The sequence below is a fragment of the Nocardioides sp. NBC_00368 genome, from assembly GCF_036090055.1.
Taxonomy (GTDB): Bacteria; Actinomycetota; Actinomycetes; order Propionibacteriales; family Nocardioidaceae; genus Nocardioides.
The window spans coordinates 1,820,980-1,837,666 of record NZ_CP107970.1; the positions used below are offsets into that span (position 1 = coordinate 1,820,980).

15 protein-coding genes and 1 pseudogene are annotated in these 16,687 nt (G+C 70.9%); 5 read left to right on the plus strand and 11 right to left on the minus strand.

Annotated elements, in window-relative coordinates; translation table 11 throughout:
- Positions 1-30: 30 nt before the first annotated feature.
- A complete protein-coding gene (locus tag OG984_RS08730; protein WP_328531197.1) occupies positions 31-1,143 on the minus strand; it encodes an FAD-dependent oxidoreductase in 1,113 nt (370 codons plus the stop codon).
- Between the two features lie 102 nt (positions 1,144-1,245).
- Here OG984_RS08730 and OG984_RS08735 point away from each other — a divergent pair, with 102 nt between their 5' ends.
- Positions 1,246-2,529 carry an endo-1,4-beta-xylanase gene (locus OG984_RS08735; protein ID WP_328531198.1) on the plus strand — a complete coding sequence of 428 codons (1,284 nt, stop codon included), beginning with the start codon at positions 1,246-1,248 and terminating at the stop codon, positions 2,527-2,529.
- 12 nt (positions 2,530-2,541) lie between these two features.
- On the opposite strand, the gene OG984_RS08740 is transcribed toward OG984_RS08735, so the two are convergent.
- Positions 2,542-3,255 carry a polysaccharide deacetylase family protein gene (locus tag OG984_RS08740; RefSeq protein ID WP_328531199.1) on the minus strand — a complete coding sequence of 238 codons (714 nt, stop codon included), beginning with the start codon at positions 3,253-3,255 and terminating at the stop codon, positions 2,542-2,544.
- Between the two features lie 110 nt (positions 3,256-3,365).
- On the opposite strand from OG984_RS08740, the gene OG984_RS08745 reads away from it, so the two are divergent.
- From OG984_RS08745 to OG984_RS08760, 4 genes are all read left to right on the plus strand, one after another.
- On the plus strand, positions 3,366-3,785 hold the full coding sequence (locus tag OG984_RS08745) for a hypothetical protein (RefSeq protein WP_328531200.1): 420 nt from the start codon (positions 3,366-3,368) through the stop codon (positions 3,783-3,785).
- Positions 3,786-3,822: 37 nt separating this feature from the next.
- Positions 3,823-4,215: a nuclear transport factor 2 family protein gene (locus tag OG984_RS08750; RefSeq protein WP_328531201.1), complete on the plus strand. Its 393-nt coding sequence runs from the start codon at positions 3,823-3,825 to the stop codon at positions 4,213-4,215.
- Positions 4,216-4,295: 80 nt separating this feature from the next.
- Positions 4,296-5,504, plus strand: coding sequence for an NAD(P)/FAD-dependent oxidoreductase (locus OG984_RS08755; protein ID WP_328531202.1), 1,209 nt, complete (start codon positions 4,296-4,298; stop codon positions 5,502-5,504).
- A complete protein-coding gene (locus tag OG984_RS08760; RefSeq protein ID WP_328531203.1) occupies positions 5,501-6,451 on the plus strand; it encodes a sigma-70 family RNA polymerase sigma factor in 951 nt (316 codons plus the stop codon). Before OG984_RS08755 ends, OG984_RS08760 begins: the two co-directional genes overlap by 4 nt.
- A 30-nt stretch (positions 6,452-6,481) precedes the next feature.
- On the opposite strand, the gene OG984_RS08765 is transcribed toward OG984_RS08760, so the two are convergent.
- The 9 genes and pseudogenes from OG984_RS08765 to OG984_RS08805 all read right to left on the minus strand — a co-directional run bounded on the left by OG984_RS08765 (position 6,482) and on the right by OG984_RS08805 (position 16,682).
- On the minus strand, positions 6,482-6,793 hold the full coding sequence (locus OG984_RS08765; RefSeq protein ID WP_328531204.1) for a hypothetical protein: 312 nt from the start codon (positions 6,791-6,793) through the stop codon (positions 6,482-6,484).
- Between the two features lie 36 nt (positions 6,794-6,829).
- On the minus strand, positions 6,830-8,089 hold the full coding sequence (locus tag OG984_RS08770) for an extracellular catalytic domain type 1 short-chain-length polyhydroxyalkanoate depolymerase (RefSeq protein ID WP_328531205.1): 1,260 nt from the start codon (positions 8,087-8,089) through the stop codon (positions 6,830-6,832).
- Positions 8,090-8,167: 78 nt separating this feature from the next.
- Positions 8,168-8,842, minus strand: coding sequence for a flavin reductase family protein (locus OG984_RS08775; protein WP_328531206.1), 675 nt, complete (start codon positions 8,840-8,842; stop codon positions 8,168-8,170).
- Between the two features lie 55 nt (positions 8,843-8,897).
- Positions 8,898-10,172 (minus strand): HNH endonuclease signature motif containing protein, encoded by a 1,275-nt coding sequence (locus OG984_RS08780; RefSeq protein ID WP_328531207.1) that lies wholly within the window; start codon positions 10,170-10,172, stop codon positions 8,898-8,900.
- Between the two features lie 549 nt (positions 10,173-10,721).
- A complete protein-coding gene (locus OG984_RS08785) occupies positions 10,722-11,198 on the minus strand; it encodes a DUF6508 domain-containing protein (RefSeq protein ID WP_328532341.1) in 477 nt (158 codons plus the stop codon).
- Positions 11,178-11,654 (minus strand): annotated as a pseudogene (locus tag OG984_RS08790) (O-acetyl-ADP-ribose deacetylase); the annotation flags it as partial. The gene OG984_RS08785 and the pseudogene OG984_RS08790, both read right to left, overlap by 21 nt.
- On the minus strand, positions 11,651-14,110 hold the full coding sequence (locus OG984_RS08795; RefSeq protein ID WP_328531208.1) for an AMP-binding protein: 2,460 nt from the start codon (positions 14,108-14,110) through the stop codon (positions 11,651-11,653). The pseudogene OG984_RS08790 and the gene OG984_RS08795, both read right to left, overlap by 4 nt.
- The gene (locus tag OG984_RS08800; RefSeq protein ID WP_328531209.1) at positions 14,107-15,144 is read right to left on the minus strand and encodes an ABC transporter ATP-binding protein; all 1,038 of its coding nucleotides are present in this window, start codon (positions 15,142-15,144) and stop codon (positions 14,107-14,109) included. The genes OG984_RS08795 and OG984_RS08800 overlap by 4 nt, the downstream gene beginning before the upstream one ends.
- Positions 15,141-16,682: an ABC transporter permease gene (locus tag OG984_RS08805; RefSeq protein ID WP_328531210.1), complete on the minus strand. Its 1,542-nt coding sequence runs from the start codon at positions 16,680-16,682 to the stop codon at positions 15,141-15,143. Before OG984_RS08805 ends, OG984_RS08800 begins: the two co-directional genes overlap by 4 nt.
- Between the last annotated feature and the right edge of the window lie 5 nt (positions 16,683-16,687).

Here is a 16,687-nt window from a genome sequence, read left to right on the forward strand (position 1 = left end):
CAGACACCGGTCGCCCCATGCCTGTGACGGCTACCTGCTGAGCAGCCCCGCGATCGCCCCCAGCCCGGCGAGGCCGGCATCGCGGGCAGCCACGACCGGCCCGTTCTCGATCTGGCCGAGCGCACCGACCAGCCGGGAGGCCCGCACCAGCCGCTGGGTCGCGGGGCGCCGGGTGCGGTCGTAGGCGACCAGCGCGCTGTCGATGCGAGCGTGACCGGCGAGCTGGGCGGCCAGGACGGCGGCGTCCTCGATGGCGGCGCAGGCGCCCTGGCCGAGGTTGGGTGTGGTCGCGTGCGCGGCGTCGCCGAGCAGCACGACGCGGCCGTGGTCGAACCGCCTCAGCGGGAGCCGCAGGTCGCAGATGTCGCCACGGATGACCGCGCCGGCAGGGGTCGCGGCCAGCAGCTGCGGGATCGGGTCGTGCCAGTCACCGACCAACGCGGTGACGTCGGCGTAGTGATCGCCGCTGGTCTCCCCGGCGGGCCGGTTGGCGGTTGCGAACCAGTAGGTCCGGCCGTCCACCAGCGGGACGTGGCCGAACCGCACCCCGGTCCCCCAGGTCTCTCCGCCCGTGCTCGAGGCTTCGCCCGGCACCGGCTCCGCGGTGACGCCGCGATAGGCGGTGTAGCCGGCATGACGTACGTCCTCCCGCTGGTGCAGCTCTTTCCGGATCACGCTGCGGATGCCGTCGGCGGCGACCACCAGATCGGCCGGGCCACGGGAGTCGAAGTCGTCGAGGCCGGCCAGGCCGGTGACGGCCACCCCGGTGCGTACCTCGACCCCGTCGCGCTCCGCCAGCGTCGCCACCAGCGCCGAGTGCAGCCGCGCCCGATGCACCATGACCGGGGTGCGCTCCACGGCATCGGCACGCACCTTCACCAGCCAGCGCCCGTCAGGTCGGCGCAACCCCGCCTGGATCGCCGGGCGGGTCCCGTCGACGAGCCGGTCGGCGACCCCGAGGTCGGACAGGATCCCCCACGCCCGCGGCCAGATCGAGAGGCCGGCACCGACCTCGCCGAGCTCCGGAGCCCGCTCCAGGACGGTCACCTGCCAACCCGTCCGCGACAGCGCGAGCGCTGCGGTGAGCCCGCCGATCCCCGCACCGACCACCAGGGCACTCCGGTTGCTCGTCGATCCACTCATGACGCGCAATCTAGCCGACCTCTGCTCGAGCAAACCCTTGCGCTCTTCAATCGTTGTCGATAACGATTTACACCCGCGTAACCTCACCCCCGAAGGTCTCCCGTGAACCAGCTGCTCTCCCCCGACCCCACTCTCCGCCACCGCTCCCACGAGACGATGCTGACGCTGCGCCGCCCCGACGGCAGCGCCTACGCCGACACCGAGGTGGTCGTCGAGCAGACCCGCCACGCCTTCGCCTTCGGCAACATCGGCTTCGACTTCATCGGTCTCGCCAACGCCGACACGGCCGAGGCTCCAGGCGCGGTCTTCGGCGGCGCCGACCCCGAGACGGCCGAGCGGCTCGTGGATCTCTGGCTGGCGGTGTTCAACACGGCGACGCTCCCGTTCTACTGGTCGGGTTTCGAGCCCGTACGGGGCGAGCCGGAGACCGAGCGACTTCTCACCGCGGCACGCTGGTTCCGCGACCGCGGAGTGTCCCTCAAGGGGCATCCGCTGGCCTGGCACACCCTCTCCCCCGCCTGGCTCCTCGACGCACCGACCGAGGAGGTCGAGCAGGTACTCCGCGCCCGGATCCACCGCGAGGTCACCGCGTTCGACGGGCTGGTCGAGACCTGGGACGCGATCAACGAGCTGGTGATCATGCCCGTCTTCGACAACGAGGAGCGCGAGAACGCCATCACCCGGCTGTGCCGGCAGCTCGGCCGCATCCCGATGGCACGCCTGGCCTTCGACGAGGCGCGGGACGCCGATCCCGGCGTACGTCTCGTCCTCAACGACTTCAACATGTCCACGGCCTACGAGTGCCTCATCGAAGGCGTGCTCGAGGCGGGGATCCGGGTGGACGCGATCGGGCTGCAGAGCCACATGCATCAGGGCTACTGGGGTGAGGAGCGGACCCTGGAGGTCCTTGAGCGGTTCGCCCGCTTCGGCCTCCCGCTCCACCTCAGCGAGACGACGCTCCTCTCCGGCGACCTGATGCCGGCCGACATCGAGGACCTCAACGACCACCAGGTGCCCAGCTGGCCCTCGACTCCCGAGGGCGAGGAGCGGCAGGCCGACGAGCTCGTACGCCACTACCGCACCCTGCTCTCCCACCCGTCGGTCGAGGCGGTCACCTACTGGGGCCTCACGGACCTCGGGTCCTGGCTCGGAGCACCCGCGGGGCTGGTGCGCGCCGACGGCACACCGAAACCGGCGTACGACGCGCTCCACCGCCTGGTGAAGCAGGAGTGGTGGACTGGGCCGACGCACCTACGCACCGACTCCGAGGGGCGCGTGAAGGTGCAAGGCTGGGCGGGCGACTACCGGGTCAGCGTCGAGGACTCGACCGCGGCGTTCGAGCTCGAGCCAGGCAGCTCGCGAACCGAGGTGACCGTCACGCGGTGACGGCCGGGCGGTCTACGGCTCCGGCGTCCAGTCCGCGTCCGGGACGCCGCCCCGAGGCAGGGTGAAAATGTAGCCCTCGGCGAGCTTCTCCGGGAGCACCGTCGCGACCGCGCGGACGGTGTTCTCGCGGTTGCCGCCCCCGTCGTGGGCCAGGGCCACCGCGCCGGGCTGGATCGCCGCACGAAGGTTGTTCGTCAGGGTCTCCTCGGAGAGGTCGTTGCCGTCCCAGTCGAAGATCACGTTGCCCAGCCCGAGCGGCTGCATACCGAGGGACGCGGCAACCTCTCCGGTGGCACCCCAGCTGCCGTTCGGCGCCCGGAAGTAGGGCACCTCCTGAGCCGGGTCTCCCAGCACCTCCCGGATCGTCGCGAGGTTGTCCAAGAGATCCCGCTCGACCTGGGAGCGTGTCCAGGTGCCCATGTCGGCGTAGGAGGTGGAGTGGTTGCACAGCGTGTGGCCCTCGGCGACGATGCGCCTCAGGATGTCGGCGCCGCCGGTGGCGGTGATGTTCTGGCCGATGACACAGAACACCGCGGTCACCTCGTGGGCCGCGAGGATGTCCAGCAAGCGATCGGTCTCGCCGGGGTTGGGCCCGTCGTCGATGGTGAGGGCGGCCATCTTGCCCGTGCCCCTGGCTGCGGCGAGCGGCATCGTCGTCGCACGGACCGCGCCTCCCGGCACGAAGCCGGGGTCCCGGCTGGTCTGCCGGTCGCTGCTCGCTTCCACCGTCGTGACCTTGGCTCCCCTCTCGGCGGCTGTCAAGCCCCGAGCCGTTCCCCCGGACCTGAGTACCCGCGCTCATGCGCCTCGTGCCTTCGATCCAGGATCCTGAAGACATGAAGCTCTTCGTACGGCTGGCCGCGATGGTCGGCGGCAGCGTCCTGTTCTCGGTCGCAACAGACATCCTCTTCCGTACCGACGACGCCACCATCGGCGCCGGCCTGCTCTACTTCGCGCTGCTGCTCACCGTCTCCGGACTCTGGGGCCTGTGGGACGGATTCCACGCGAAGCGTCTCGCGCCCGTGTTCGTGCGGTGGGCGCTGGTCGCCGGCGCGGTCGGCCTCAGCGGCCCGATCCGGATCTGGTTCGAAGGGGATCGTGACCTCGGCGTGCTGTGGAGCGACTTCTGGAGCCTGACCCCGTTCCTCACCGGTCTCGTCCTCGTCCCTGCCGCGGTGGGCATCGGCATCGGCTACGCGCTCGGCAACGGCGGCGGGACGGTGAGGAACGGCACGCCGCATCCGCCGTCCCTCTAGGCTCTCTTCCACCAACCGACCCAGGAGGAAGCCACAGATGACCACCTTCCGCGAGGCGATCGAGGCAAAGGACATGGACGCCGTCGAGTCGATGCTGGCCGACGACGTCGTGTTCACCAGCCCGGTCGCGTTCAAGCCCTACCCCGGCCGGGCGATCACCGCCGCGATCCTGCGCGCGGTCGTGAAGGTGTTCGAGGACTTCACCTACGTACGCGAGATCCACGACGGCGCCCACCACGCCTACGAGTTCACCGCCAAGGTCGACGGCCTCGACCTCAACGGCTGCGACTTCCTCACCTACGACGAGGAGGGGAAGATCGTCGACTTCAAGGTGATGGTCCGCCCGCTGCGGGCCGCCGAGGCCCTCGCCGCCCGGATGGGCGCACAGTTCGAGGAGATCAAGGCCACCGCCGAGGCGAATGTGTCCTAGATCACACTGCTCGGGTGTCAGGAAACAGCCCGCTTCCTCGCTCATCTCTCGCCTGCACATCAGAGAGAAGGAGCATCGCCATGAACGAGTCACGCAGACACCGCCTCGTCGTGCTCGGAGCCGGCTACGCCGGAGCGTACGCAGCCGGCATCCTCGCCCGCCGGCTGTCGCCGAACGACGTCGAGATCACCGTCGTCAACGCCGAACCGGACTTCGTCCAGCGTCTGCGGCTGCACCAGCTCGCCGCCGGACAGGAGGTCGAGGCGCCGAAGCTCACCGACGTCTTCGCCGGGACCGGAATCAACCTGCGTCTGGCACGAGTCCTCGACATCGACCCGACCCGTCAGATCGTCGGTGTCGCCGACGCCGACGGCGGTGAGGAGATCGGGTACGACACCCTGGTCTACGCGCTGGGCAGCAGCGGCGCCTTCCAGGTGCCCGGCGCGGACACGTACGCCTTCGACATCGCGAGCCGGCCGGCCGCGCTCCGGCTCCGTCGTCGCCTCGAGGCGCTGAGCAGGAGCGGACGGGGCGGAGAGGTGGTCGTGGTCGGCGACGGGTTGACCGGCATCGAGACGGCCGCGGAGATCGCCGAGTCCCGGCCGGAGCTGGCGGTGACCCTGGTCGCCCACGGTGAGCTCGGCGCCCGGCTCTCGGCCGGTGCCCGGCGCCATCTGCACCGGACCTACGACCGGCTGGGGGTCACCGTGGTCGAGCACGCGCGGGTCGAGTCCGTCGAGGACACCCGCGTCCTCTGTTCCGACGGCACGGTGCTGCCTGCTGACGCCACCGCGTGGACGGCAGGGTTCGCGGTCAGCCCCATCGCCGCTGCCAGTGGCCTCGACGTCACCGATTCGGGCCAGATCGTCGTCGACCGGATGATGCGGTCGACCTCGCACCCCAACGTCTACGCCGTCGGAGACAGCGCGCACGCGATCGGCGACAACGGGAAGCCGCTACCGATGTCGTGCGGATCGGCCGGCTACACCTGCCGTCAGGCCATCGAGGCGATCATCGGCGAGCTCACCGGTCGCGACATCCCGACCACAAAGCTCGTCTACCCCGGCAACCACATCAGTCTCGGACGGAAGGACGCCATCTTGCAGATGGTCGACGAGCAGGGACGACCCAAGCCCAGGTATGTGGGCGGCCGTCGGGCCGTACGCTTCAAGGCAGCCGTCCTCAGGATCGCGCTGTGGGCCGTCGCGCACCCCACCTTCGGTCTGCCCCGGCGCCGGCTGCGCCTGGCGACCTCGTCGGAGCCGGTCGCGGAGCGTGTCGCAGCGTGAGCGACGTCATCGACCGCTTCGATGCGGATCGCTTCGAGGCCAGCCGTGACCGGCTGGCCTCGCTGGCGTACCGCCTGTTGGGATCGGCGTCCGACGCCGAGGACGCAGTTCAGGACGCCTACCTTCGGTGGCAGACGGCCGACCGCCAGCGGATCGAGGTGCCCGAGGCGTGGTTGGCCAAGGTCGTCACCAACCTCAGCCTCGATCGCTTGCGCTCGGCGCACAAGCGCAAGGAGCGCGCCAGCGCCTGGTTGCCGGAGCCCGTCCTCGACGGCGACCCGATGCTCGGTCCCGCCGAGACGGTCGAGCAGCGCGAGATGGTCTCGCTGGCCGTGCTTGCGCTGATGGAGCGGCTCGCGCCCGTCGAGCGCGGCGTCTACGTCCTTCGTGAGGCCTTCTCGTACACCCACGCCGAGATTGCCGACATCCTGGAGATCAGCGAGGCTGCGAGCCAGCAGCACCTGCATCGAGCTCGACGACGAGTGGCTGCCGGCCGACGCCGCGGGCTCGTCGACGTCGATGCGGCATCGGCCCGCCGGACCGTCGAGGCATTCCTCGAGGCGGCGTCGACAGGCGACACCGCTCGACTGGTGACGCTGCTCACCGACGATGCCACCGCGATCACCGATGGAGCCGGCCTCAGCGAGCGGATCCTGCGCTACGACACTCCTGGCAAGGTCGCAGCCATCGCCCGAGCAGGCTTCCGGCCGTCGCCCGCGAAACGGCGAATCGCCGGCGGCGTGCCGGTGATCCACTACGCACTCGTGAACGGCGCGCCCGCGATCCTGGCCGTCGTGGACGACCGCGTCGCCGGAGTCGTCGCGTTCGACGTCCTCAGCGGGAAGATCTCCACGGTACGCGGGATCGCCTCCCCCCAGCGGCTGGCACACATCGACGCCGTATGGAGGCAGCAGGAGCACGACTCGCCGATCATCGCCGAGTGGTGACTCCGCGATCTGTCGACAACGTCGATCATGTCAGCCTGCTGAACGCCCTTCCCGCCGCTCCTGCTGCCGCTGCTGCGCCTCGGGCAGGAACTTCAGGCACGGCGCGTCCGCCTCGGGGTGCTTCTGCGTGAGGTGGAAGATCCATCGGTCCATCGCCGCCATGAAGCCGTTGTCCTCACCGGCACGATAGGTCGCCCACTTGATCCTGTCCCGGACGACGCACTCCGTGCACGTGATCTTGTAGACGAACTGATCCTGCGCGTCGAGATCGATCTTCACCGTGGCCAGCGGCCCGGCCTGCGAGGCTGCCTTCCGCTCCCGAGCGGACCTGCTCGCTGTCATGCTGCACCTCGTTCTCGTCGGGAGACGAAGCCTACGTCAGCAGGTCGTGACCACGTCGAAGCGGCCGCCCGCCGACTCCTGGAGGGTCGTCACGGTGGCGTCGCCCTGGCCCATGTAGTCCTCCGAGACATCGGCGTAGTACGGGTTGTAGGGGTTGGTCCCGTAGGAGTGGGCTCGCCCGGCGGCCTGGTGCTGGGCGTTGGTCGCCGAGCCGCAGTAGAGGCCGGGCTCGGTCGGCGGGTCGGTGGGCTCCTCGGTCGGCGGGTCGGTCGGCTCGGTGCTCCGATCGACGCGGCGGTTGTTGTCGAAGAAGAAGTCCGTGACGTACGCCGGGTAGTCGATCGAGTTCGTCGTGATGTAGGAGCCACCGGGGCCACCGCCGGCCGGCCAGTTGTGTCCCATGCCGGTGTTCTGGATCAGCGAGACCCGCGGGCCGCTGCCGTCCGACCAGAGCGTGCCCGAGCCGGCGGTGTTGTTGCCGGCCAGGCCCGACAGCGAGAACGACGACTGCGAGGAGGCACCGTAGATCCCGGCCATGACCTGAGCGTTCAGGGTGTTGTAGCCGGGCGCGACGGTGGTGTCGTTGGAGCCGTAGATCACCGAGGTGACCTGGCTGCCGAAACCTGACGAGGCGGAGCCGGCGAAGGTCCGGCAGGTGTTGGTGACCTGGGACTGGGTCACCGCCACGGACCCGATCTGCCCCGAGGTCGTCCCGACCGACGGTCCGGCGTTGATCCCGATCCCGGCGAAGACGTCGGGCGCGAGGCACCCCATCACCATCGTCTCGCCACCACCGGAGGACAGCCCGGAGAGATAGACCTGATCGGGGTCGATGTCCAGCGCCGGATCCGCGAGCAGGTCGCTGACCAGCTGGAGCAGGTTGTCATCATGCCGGCTCGGCGAGGTCCGGGAGTGGTTGCTGTCGTAGTAGTCCCAGCAGCCGAGGATGACGCCGCCGTTCGGGGCCGCGGGGACCGCGACGACCATGCCGCGGGCGTCGGCGGTCGCCGTCCAGTTGCCGCCGTCGCGCAGGTTGGCCGAGGTCTGGACGCAGCCGTGCAGACTGACCATGAGCGCGCGCCCGGTGCCGAGCGTCGGAGGGGTGCTGGGGACGTACAGCTGGGTGGTCATGCCGCCCGCCGTCCGTGCCGTCCACGTGCCTGCGGCCGCCGCAGGCTCTACGGAGGGCGCGACCGCGAGCGCCGCTCCACCGGCGAGCACCAGGCCGAGGCCCGCGAGCGCCGCACCGATCCGTCGGTGCTTGAACCTGGATGAGATCCGTGACCCGAGACGCATGACCGATCCTCCTGAGCGAGACCCGCCCGCCGCCTCCCGGCGGGCAGATCGACGGTAGATGTGGCGCCCGCCACAGGTCTATGTCGACCCGACCCACATTCCGCCGCCCGGATGTATCGATCCGGCGCCGGTCAGCGGTAGAGCTCCTCGTCGATGCTCGCCAACCGCGACGGGTGGACCCGCTCCCCCAGCCCGTAGAACTGCTGGAAGCTCATCACCAGCGGCCGCCACCGATCCGGATCGATCCGGTTGGGATGACCCTCGAGGCGTACGAGGCATGACCCGCACCGCCGTCACCGCGACCTCCACGGCGAGCAGCTTCGGCTCCCCGAGCTCGTGGATCGCCGAGATGGTCCCCTCGATGTGCACCGGGCATTCCGCGACCGACGTCGGCAGCACCGTGTCGGATCCGTACGCGGTCAGCCCGGCGTGCGCGTACTTGTCAGCCACGTGCACGTACCCACGCTCCGCCTTCGCCGCCGACATCGCCGCATTGCCCGTCGTCAGCGCCAGCCGGTCCACCTGGGTCACCAGGTCGACGCTGGGAAGATTGAGGACGATCTCGGGCCGCTCCCTCAGGTTGCGCGCCGTCTGCGACGAGGCCCCCATCCCGAGGACCGCCGTACGTCCCAACCAGAACACCGACGACATCGGCATCAGGTTCGTGCTGCCGTCCTCGTTGAGCGTCGAAAGCACCACCACCGGCGTGCCGAAGTAGAGGATGGCCGGATCGATGTCCACATGCGTACCCATGCCCAGAACCTAGGGCGAGCCACCGGACACTTCCGGCGGGTATCCGACGGAGCACTCAGGGGCGGCGAGTGAATCGGATGGTGCCGTCCGGCAACCGCTCATGAACATAGGCAGGGCTGTGCGCCAGGCGATGGTGATGTGGGCACAGGAGGGCGCCGTTCTTGAGATTCGTCGTGCCGCCGGTTGCCCAGGGGTCGAGGTGGTGGGCGTCGCACCATTCGGGTGGCATGTCGCAGCCTTCGGCCTGGCAGCACTTGTGCTGCAGCCGGAGCGCTTTGCGCTGGATGGGCTGGAATAGCCTGCTGGATCGGCCGGCGTCGAGGACCTCGCCGTCTCCGCCCAGCACCCAGGGGATGATGGTGGCGTTGCACGCCAGCTTGCGGGCCTCGGCCGCACTGATGGTGGTGCCGTTGGCCTCGTCGTAGCCCAGGGTCGCGATCCCGAGGTCTTTGCGGAGCTCCTCGAGGCTGATCACCACGTTGATGGTGGTGGCATCCCCGCCGTGGCGGGGCAGGGCGGCCGGGTCGATGGTCTCCAGGAGCCGGGCGAAGCCTTGACCCATCAACCGCTCCCACGGCGGCAACGGGGCCTGCTTGTCGAGGAGTTGTTGTTTGCGGGGTTGGGCGTAGGCCTCGACCAACCGCTTGAACCGCATCCCGACCGAGACCGGCAGAACACCGTCGAACCCGATCGTGCCGTCGTGGTTGTCCCACACCCGCAGGCCGGTCTTCTGCTGGGCACGCTCCTCCTCCGCCAACAGTGCCTTGGCTTCGGCGTCCTCGAACCGGGCGGGGTCGATCTCGGCCAGGATCCGTCGCCCGACGATCCGCAGCTCGTGGGCGGTCAACCTAGTGGCGTGGTCGACCAGCAGCTTCTCGGCCAGGATCAGGTCCTCGGCACTGGCGACCGGATCAGCGCCGATCTTGTCCAGCGCCGTGGTGATCACCCGAGCCTTGTCCAGGGACACCACACCCTCAGCCAGCCCGACGGCGACGCACTCGTACTTCGCGACACTGGCAGCCAGCTTGATCTGCGAGCGGGCCACCGCCGTGTCGACGAGCAGCTCGGCCCGCATCCACCCCGAGGCGTCTTTCGCGCCGGTCTCTTCAGCGATGTCACCAGCCGATGCGAGCACCCGCAGCTTCAACGCAGCCTGCTGGGCCTGGAGCTTCTCCAACCGCTCGAGCACGTCCTTCTTCTGACTAGTCCGCCAATAGACAGGGTCACTCGCGAAGAGGTCCTGGAGGGAGGATTCGATAGCGCTCAAGGCAGCGTCGATCGCGTCGCCGGGGTTGGCTCCCCAGTGGTCGATCTCGCGCCCGAGACTCATCACGATCCTCCTTCAGAGGTGTGCTGTGATGGGTCTCATTCTACCTCCTCCAGGCCGATCGATCCACCTATTTCCCCAGGTCAAAGCCCATTTCGCGGTCAGCAAACATCGTCGTTCCTGTGGACGGTAAGTGGCCCGAAGGGCCACCCTTACACCCGGAGCATCCCGATCCCGTACAAGAATCTCGCTGCGCCACACCCGGGCCGCCGCCCCGATAGCCAGCCAGATCTTTTCTCGATCTGGTCCGGAGTCCAGGACCGCGAAGCGGCCGGCGAAGCCGGCGGGCCGAAGGCCCGTCCTTGACGCCGGAGCAGATCGAGAAGACCCTCAGGAAAGGGTCGGCGGCCCAGATCCGCCACGAAGAACGGTTACGCACAGGGTGGTCTCGACAAGCTCGACCACCGGGGCATCGCTGGTCCGCGACACGTGGTCTCGACAAGCTCGACCACCGGAGCAGGCAAGCTCGACCACCGGAGCAGACAAGCTCGACCACGAAGGCATCACTCGGAGCGCCGCGCCAAACCTCGTCCCGAGACAAGAGTCATGATCTCAGCGCTCGGCGTCGACCCACGTACGCAGCCGAGCGATGATCGCGTCCATGGAGCCGTCCTGGAACGCACGCCCGAAGACCCCGTCGTTGAACCGCTCACCCCGAACATAGACAGTCGCCAGCCGCGCAGCGTCGGCGACCGGCGCTGCGGCGAGGCGAGCAGGCTCGGTGCGCAGCGGGTTGCCGTTCATCCATTTCATCCAGTCGGCGTTCGCGCTCGGGAGCGCGACGTAGAGCTGGCGCAGCCGGTCGCTGTACTTCGGATACGGCCACTGGATCACGCCGGCATCGTTCTTCTCGCCACCGCCCCAGGTGAACTCGCGGTCCTCGGCCGTCAGGCCGTCGGCGACCTCGAAGAGCTCACGCCACTTCTGCTCCGGCACGCCCCGCAGCTCGGCCTCGATCTGGGCGTCCGACGGGTCGAGGGCTTCGCGGGCACGGTCGAAGGCGTCGTACGCCTTCTGGTCGAAGAGCACCAGGCGCACCTCCTCGACGGAGGTCGGCGTCCGGGCGAGGGTCCACAGCGAGACGTACGCGGCCTCCTCGAGCGGGTAGCGGTAGACGCCGGTGGAGATCGCCGGGAACGCGATGGTGCGCGCTCCGAGCTCGTCGGCGATCCGGAGCGACTCGCGGAAGCACGAGGCCAGCGGACCGACGTTGTCCTGGTAGTCGCCGAACACGGGGCCGACCGTGTGGATCACCCACCGCGCGGGCAGGTTCCCCGCCGTCGTCGCGACCGCCTGTCCGACCGGCAGGCCGCCGCCGAGATGTCCCGCCCGCAACCGCCGGCACTCCTCGAGGATCGCCGGGCCGCCGCGCCGGTGGATCGCCCCGTCCACTCCTCCCCCGCCCAGCAAGGACGAGTTGGCGGCGTTGACGACCGCATCGACCGGCTGCTCGGTGATGTCCCCGCGTACGACCGTGATCCTCACGCGGTCAATCTAGCGACCCGGGCTCGAGCGACCCATGCGGCAGGCCCGAGCGCGACAGCCACCCCGGCAGCCAGGGAGGCGAGGACGCCGAGCCACCCCAGCCCGGCGGCTTCGAGCCCCGGATAGATCTGCCAGTGGACGAGGTAGATCCACAGCGACGAGGCGGCGAGCACGGCGGTCACCCGGGACAGCGGCCAGGGCAGCAGGGCGGGCCACGGGACCAGCAGGACGAGGATGCCGAGAGCGACGGTCGCCTCGCGGACCGGATCCCCGAAGAACCCGTACGTCCCCACCACGACCATCACCGAGACGAGGACACGCTGCCACGGCCGCTCCGCCTCGGCCGCTGCCCACCCCAGCGCCACGCACCACAGGACACAGCCGATCGTGTAACGCTCGGTCGCGCCGGCCTCGAGGCCGACCCACAGGTACCGCACGGCGAGGGTTGCACCGACCACCACGACAGCGGAGGCGAACCGGTGACGCCGCTGCCACCGGTCCAGGACGGGCACCAGGAGCAGGAGGGCGAGCCCGGCGAAGGACCAGGTGATGACCTCCAGGAACCACAGCTGCCAGTCACGCGTCCACCCGTCGCTGCCGAACGCCTGGTTGAGCCCCAACGCGGTCGGCCAGTGGTAACGGTCGCTGACCAGGGCCACCGCGGCGACCCAGAGACCGGCCGGGAGGGCGACCGCCGCCGCGCCCCGGAGCAGCCGACGGGCGCGCAGAGTCCGTGTCGCAGCGGTGAGCCCGAACCGGGCGAGGTTGAAGCCGGCCACCGCGAGCAGGATGTGCGCGCCGCCGAGGAGGGTCCAGACGTCCGCGTGGCTGCCGACGATGGCCACGATGGCCACCGCGCGCAGCAGCACCGGGATCTCGACGGGCCGCAGCCAGCGCCGCGGACTCCGCGCGCTCGCCGCGAGCTCGGTGATGCTGCGGTGCTGCCAGCCCGTGGGCAGCGTGCCGAGCCGCTCGCCGAGCTGGGTCGCGATCTCGACGAACGAGAGCGAGTCGCCGCCGAGCGAGACGAAGCTGTCGGACACGGTCGCGTCGGGCCGCCCCAGCACCGTGGCGTAGACCGTACGCAGCGCCTCGGCGTCCGCACCCGCAGCCAACCCGGTGTCCGGCGGCCCGGCCGCGTCGGCCACGCTCGCCCAGGCGTTGAGGGTGGCGTAGTCGACCTTCCCGTTCGGCGTACGCGGCACCTCGTCGATCCGGTGGACCTGGACCGCCGCGCGCGGCAGTGCCACGATGCCGCCGACGCGTTCCGGCAGCCGACCCACTGACGCTGGATCGGCGGTGAACAGATGCAGGCGGCCACCCGGCGCGACCGCGCGGACCGCCCCAGGACGGAGCTCCGACTCGATCCGGTCGAGGTCGAGGCGCAGCCCGAGGACCTTGCCGAACCGGCTGCGCCGACCGGTGATCTCCCACAGCCCGTCGTCGGCCTGACGGGCGAGGTCGCCGGTGCGGAGCTCGGTGAGCTCGGGACCGCGGGCGAGGTCGCCGACGCTCTCGGCGTACCCCATCATCACGTTCGGCCCGGTGTAGACCAGCTCGCCGACGCCCTCGCCCACACCGTCGACAGGATCGAGTCGGAAGTGCCCGCCGGGGATCGGGATGCCGATCGCCTCGGGCCGGCTCGCGGCCAGGTCCGGCGGGAGGTAGGCCATCCGGGCGGTGGCCTCGGTCTGGCCGTACATCACGACCAGGTCCCAGCCACGAGACTCCCCCAGCGCCGCATAGCGACGGACCGTCTCGGGCGGCATCTTGCCGCCGGCCTGGGTGATGTAGCGCAGCGACGGCAGCGAGCGCTCGGCGAAGCCCGAGGTGTCGAGCAGGTCGAAGGTGTAGGGCACCCCGGCGAACGAGGTGGCGCCGTTGCGGGCGGCGACGTCCCAGAAGCACTCGTCGGCGACCGAGAGGTCGGTGAGGATCACCGCGGCCCCGGCGCTGAGGTGGGAGTTGAGTACCGAGAGGCCGTAGCAGTAGTGCAGCGGCAGCGAGCTCATCGCCCGGTCGGCGGAGGTGAGCCCGAGATAGGCCGCGATGCTGGCCGCGTTGGCCGCCAGGTTGTCCCGGGAGAGCCGGACCAGCTTCGGCGACCCGGTCGACCCCGAGGTCGACAGCAGCAGGGCGAGATCTGGGTGGAGCTCCGCCGAGCCCTCGAACGCGGCCCGGTAGCGCGCCCGGAGCTCACCGAGGTCGCTGCCCGGCGGCGTCAGCAGCACCGGCCGCCGAGCGGCGAGCGCGGCCAGGTAGCCGATCACCGAGTCCAGGTCGTTGCCGGCCTCGAGCAGCACGACCCCGTGCGAGGGACCGTACGCAGCCACCCGGTCCGTCACCGCCTGCTCCAGCTCGGCGTAGGTCAGGGTCGACTCGGCGGTGATCACCGCCGGATCCCCCGGCCGCCCCTTCAGGAGCAGATGGGTCCCGGTGGCGATCGTCGAGCTCATCGCTCATCCCCGGGATAGCCGACCAGCGGCCCGAGGACCTCGAGCGAGACCGTGGCGCCGATGTCCGGGATCCCGGTGCCCGGGACCCGGGCGGTCACGCGTACGTCGTCGCTCAGCCGCACCCGGATGGTGGCGTCGTGGCCGAAGAAGGAGACCTCCTCGACCACGCCCTTGGTCCCCGAGGTGGCATCGGCCGAGACCTGCACCTGCTCGGAGCGCACGACCAACGTCACCGGCCCGGCCGGCAGCGGCGCCGCGAGCCTGACCTCGCCGAGCGGCGAGTCGACGCGCCCGTCACCGGCGGCCTCGCCGGGGAGCAGCGTCGCCGAGCCGAGGAAGGCTGCCACCGTGGGATGCTCGGGGGTCAGGTAGACGTCCACCGCGGAGCCGACCTGCAGGAAGCGCCCGGCGGACATCACGGCCACCTGGTCGGCCAGCGAGAGCGCCTCGCCCTGGTCGTGGGTGACCAGCAGCGCTGCCGCGCCAGCCGTACGCAGCGCCCGCACGACCGCGCGCCCCGACTCCTCCCGCAGCCCCGCGTCGAGCGAGGAAAACGGCTCGTCGAGGAGCACCAGACCCGGCCGGGGTGCGAGCGCACGGGCCACCGCGACCCGCTGCTGCTGGCCGCCGGAGAGCTCGTGCGGATGCCGGTCGGCCAGCTCCGCGGGCAGCTCGAGCAGCCGGAGAAGCTCGGCCACCCGCTCCTGCCGCTCGGCCCGGGACACCGAGCGCCCCAGCCCGAAGGCGATGTTGCCGCCCACGTCGAGGTGCGGGAAGAGCGCGCCTTCCTGCGGGACGTACCCGATCCCGCGGCGCCGCGGCGCCAGCCCCGCGACGGAGCGCCCGCCGATCCGGATCTCCCCGGCGGTGGGCGTGATGAACCCGGCCACGCAGCGCAGCAAGGTGGTCTTGCCGCAGCCGGAGGCCCCGAGCACGGCGGTCACGCCGTCCTCGACGGTCAGGTCGAGCCCGTCGAGCACCTGGCGCCGGCTGTGTCCGGCGCGCAGCCCGCTCACCTGCAGTGCCACCGTCATCGTGCCAATCCTCTCGACGAACGTCCCAACAGCACCGTCGCCGGGATCGCGAGCAGCACCAGCGCGAGCGCGTAAGGCGCCGCGGCCCCGTAGGCGACCGCGGAGGCCTCGCTCCAGAACTCGGTGGCCAGCGTCGTGGTCCCGATCGGGGCCAGCAGCAGCGTGGCGGTCAGCTCGGTCGAGACCGCGAGCGCGACGAGCGCGGTGGCCGTGGCCAGCCCAGGCAGGAGCAGCGGCAGCGTGACCCGCCGCATCGCCCCGGCCCGGCTCTGGCCCAGGCTCAGCGCGACCTCCTCGAGCCGCGGCGGCACCAGCTCCAGCACCCCGCGCACCGCGACGAGCGCCCGCGGCAGGAACAGGATGACGTACGCCGCCACCAGCAGCGGCAGGGTCTGGTAGACCCCGGGCAGCCAACCGATCGCGACGGTGACCAGGGCCAGCGCGACCACGACGCCCGGCAGCGCGCTGGTGGTGTACGCCGCCCGCTCGACACCCAGCGACCAGCTGGACCGGTGGCGCACCGCCTGCCAGACGACCGGGAGCGCCGCGGCCGTCGCGACCAGGCCGGCGACGGCGGCGAGACCGATGCTGGTGCCGGCCGCCGGGAGCAGCCGGGTCAGGTCGAGCTCGGCCGAGGCGCCCCGGACCAGCCAGCGCACCAGGCTGGCCGCGGGAAGACCGACGGCCAGCGCCACGAAGAGTCCGAGCCCCACCATGACCGGCGCGGTCCAGCGGCCGAGCCGCGTCCTCGGCGCCGGGCGGGCGGTGCCGCTGCCGACCCGGGCGCGATGGGCCGGCCCGCGCACGAGCATCTCCAGGGCGAGCAGCCCGAGGCAGGCCAGCAGCAGCACGCTGGCCAGCAGGGTCGCGGCGGGACCGTTGAAGGCCGTGCCGTACTGCTGCAGGATCGCCGTCGTCAGGGTCGGATAGTTGAGCAGCTGCAGGGCGCCGTACTCGGCCAGCAGGTGCAGCCCGACCAGCAGCGCACCGCCCAGGACGGCCGGGGCGAGGGTCGGCAGCACCACGCGCCAGAAGATCTCCCGCGGCCGTCGGCCGAGCGCCGCCGCGACCTCCTCCAGGGAGGGATCGAGGCGGCGCAGCGCGGCCACCGTGGGCAGGTAGACCAGCGGGTAGTAGGACAGCGAGACGACGAGCACCGTCCCGGGATAGGACTGCACCGCGTGGGTGGTCGCCACCCACGCGTAGCCGTTGACGAAGGCCGGGATGGCCAGCGGCGCACACAGCGCGCCGTGCCACCATCCGGCCAGGGGCAGCGAGGTCCGCTCGACCACCCACGCCCCGCAGACGCCGAACACGACGGAGAGCAGGACCCCGGCGACCACCAGCCGTCCGGTGTTCCACAGCAGCTCCCCGATCCGCGGCCGGACCAGGAAGTCGTACGCCTCGGAGGGGCCGACCGACGCGGCCGACCACAGGACGTACCCGACCGGGATCAGGCAGGCCGCGACGATCGCGCCGGCCAGCACCGGGACCAGCCACCGCCCGTACCGGACGGTGTCCAACGTGCCGAGATGCACGCTGC